The sequence below is a fragment of the Pedobacter sp. 01T416_2 genome, from assembly GCF_056398925.1.
The window spans coordinates 1-2,240 of record NZ_JBFTQI010000896.1 but is presented as its reverse complement, the minus strand read 5'-3'; the positions used below and the strand labels follow the sequence as shown (position 1 = coordinate 2,240).

Below are 2,240 nucleotides of genomic sequence, written 5' to 3'. Positions count from 1 at the left end.
GGTTTAAGGTGGTTACAGGACGAGCCTATAATGAAATCGCAGTCGTCCATTAAAGGTTCAACCGGGAAATTATTTAAAATTCCGCCATCCACATACATCTGGCCATCAATCATAATGGGTTTAAAAATACCAGGTATGCAGCTAGAGGCATGAATTGCTCTAATAAGCGGTCCTTTTGTAAAATAAACCAATCGGCCTTCGCTAAAATTTACAGCAGCAATGGTTAAAGGTATTTTTAGCTTTTCAATTGAATCTTCCGGAAAATATTCCTTTAAAATCAGAGAAGTGTTTTCGATATTGATTAAGCCCAGAGAACCCACCGCCGGACGAACGAAGCGCCAGAGTTTCGTTTTAAGGAAAATATTCAAACCTTCTTCCGGATCTATGCCAGCGGCAAAAAAGGCCCCGGCTATCGCTCCTGCACTTGTTCCACTAATGTGACTAAAGGTAATGCCCAAATTGCTGAAGGCCTTTAAAACACCTAAATGTGCTATTCCCCTAATGCCTCCGCCTGATAATACAATGCCAACTTTCATAGGTTTAATTTAGGATGATTAATTAAAAAGTTCAACTGATCGATTTTATTGCTTAATTGTGGTATTGTTTTGGCCTGTAAACTGATAACTAAAAACCGCAAACTGATAACTATCTCTGTTGTTTCGGTTTGTACTTAGATTGATTTAAAATTTTCTGTGCATCGTTATCTGCCATTAATTGTTGTAAAGTAACATCAGGGTGTTCTTTCATATATTTTCTTACAATTTGCCAACCCATCCATACTCCCAATTTTGGTGCCGAATCTCTATTTTCACCTAAACCTGGTGTAAAAGGTCCTTCAGATAAAAACACCTGAATTTTTTGATAGTCGGTTTCATACAGGTAACTGTTCTCCAAAAAATATGCCCAAATATCGCCTTCGAAATTTTGTGCCCAGTCTAACTGCTGTTGAGTATATCCGATTTTGGTAGAATCGCTTAAGTTTTCAGGTAAAACCTGATCTAAGAAGTATAAAATCTTTCCCTGGAAGATCATTTTAGACAAGAGGGTTCTATTGTCATCAGGCTCTGCAAAAAGTTCTTCGTGGGCGTACGTTTCGGCTACACGGGGCACAATATATTCAGGTGTAAACCTTCTTGATAGGTATAAGGGCACACTTTGCACAATCGCCTTATAAAATTTGCTGTCTTTTCCCAAAAACATATCCAAACCAATACCCAGATAGTTATCGCCTACGGGCATTTGGTAAGCAAAACCTGAAGCAAAAGAAATAAATTTTGGAATCTTCGCTTTCGGATAATAGTATTTAATATATTTAAAAGTTTCGGTTAATCCTTCTTCTTGCACTTTTAAGTCTGGAAAAACACTATCAACTTCTTTGCTTAAATCGGTATAAGCCTGGTCGCGGTATAGGTTGGTCAACGATTCGGTGTTGGAATATTTGCTGTCTAAAATCCGGTGGATAAAATCGTCATAAAATACACCATATTTTGAACTAAGCTGTTTGTCTACCTCAATAACATTTTTGTTTTTCCCAGCAAATAGCTCGTTATCAAATCTTTCGATTTTAATGTTTACCTGTATATTGCTTACATCGGGCCTGTTGCTTTGCCTGCAGGAAATAAATGTGATGGCAAAAAGAAAAATTAGATAAATTTGCCAGTGTTTTACGTTATACATCATGTACAACAAATATATATAAACACCTATAGCATGAAAAGAATATCGACCATTTTAATTTTGTCTCTTTTAAGTATTGGCGCATGGGCGCAAAATTCTCCGTTAACCAGTTACGGTTTTAGGTTAGGTTTAACCGCTACCCCAACTTTTGGTTGGATTAAACCTGAACAAGGAAAAACAGACGGAATAGCTTTGGGCTTTTCTTATGGATTAATTGGTGATTTTAATTTTGCCCCGAATTATAGTTTTTCTACTGCGCTAACCATCACTTCGATAAATGGTAAAAGTACAGAGGCGAATGTTTTGCCTTATTATAGCGCCAGTAGTAGTACTGCACCGAAAGCTTACGAATTAAAATATAAGTTACAATACGTAGACTTGCCTTTAACCATTAAACTAAAAACCGTAAAGGCTGATGGAAAACGTTGGTATGGTCAGTTTGGATTGTCTAATTCAATCAACATCAGTGCTAAACAAGATGCTGTAACAGGTGGAGCGGTTGTTGGCGATAATTTAAATGTATCCGATAACATTAAACTTTACCGTGCCGGATTAATCATCGG

General features: G+C 37.1%; 3 protein-coding genes. 1 reads left to right on the top strand and 2 read right to left on the bottom strand.

Translation table 11 applies throughout. The annotated features are described in order from the left end of the window. Both AC1DPQ_RS25545 and gldB read right to left on the bottom strand, forming a co-directional pair. Positions 1-536 (bottom strand): patatin-like phospholipase family protein (locus AC1DPQ_RS25545; RefSeq protein WP_477611285.1); only part of this gene is annotated, 536 nt, incomplete at its 3' end. Between the two features lie 109 nt (positions 537-645). Next, the gene (gene gldB, locus AC1DPQ_RS25540; protein WP_477611284.1) at positions 646-1,680 is read right to left on the bottom strand and encodes a gliding motility lipoprotein GldB; all 1,035 of its coding nucleotides are present in this window, start codon (positions 1,678-1,680) and stop codon (positions 646-648) included. 30 nt (positions 1,681-1,710) lie between these two features. Here gldB and AC1DPQ_RS25535 point away from each other — a divergent pair. Then, on the top strand, positions 1,711-2,240 hold a 530-nt coding region (locus AC1DPQ_RS25535; protein WP_477611283.1), incomplete at its 3' end, for a porin family protein.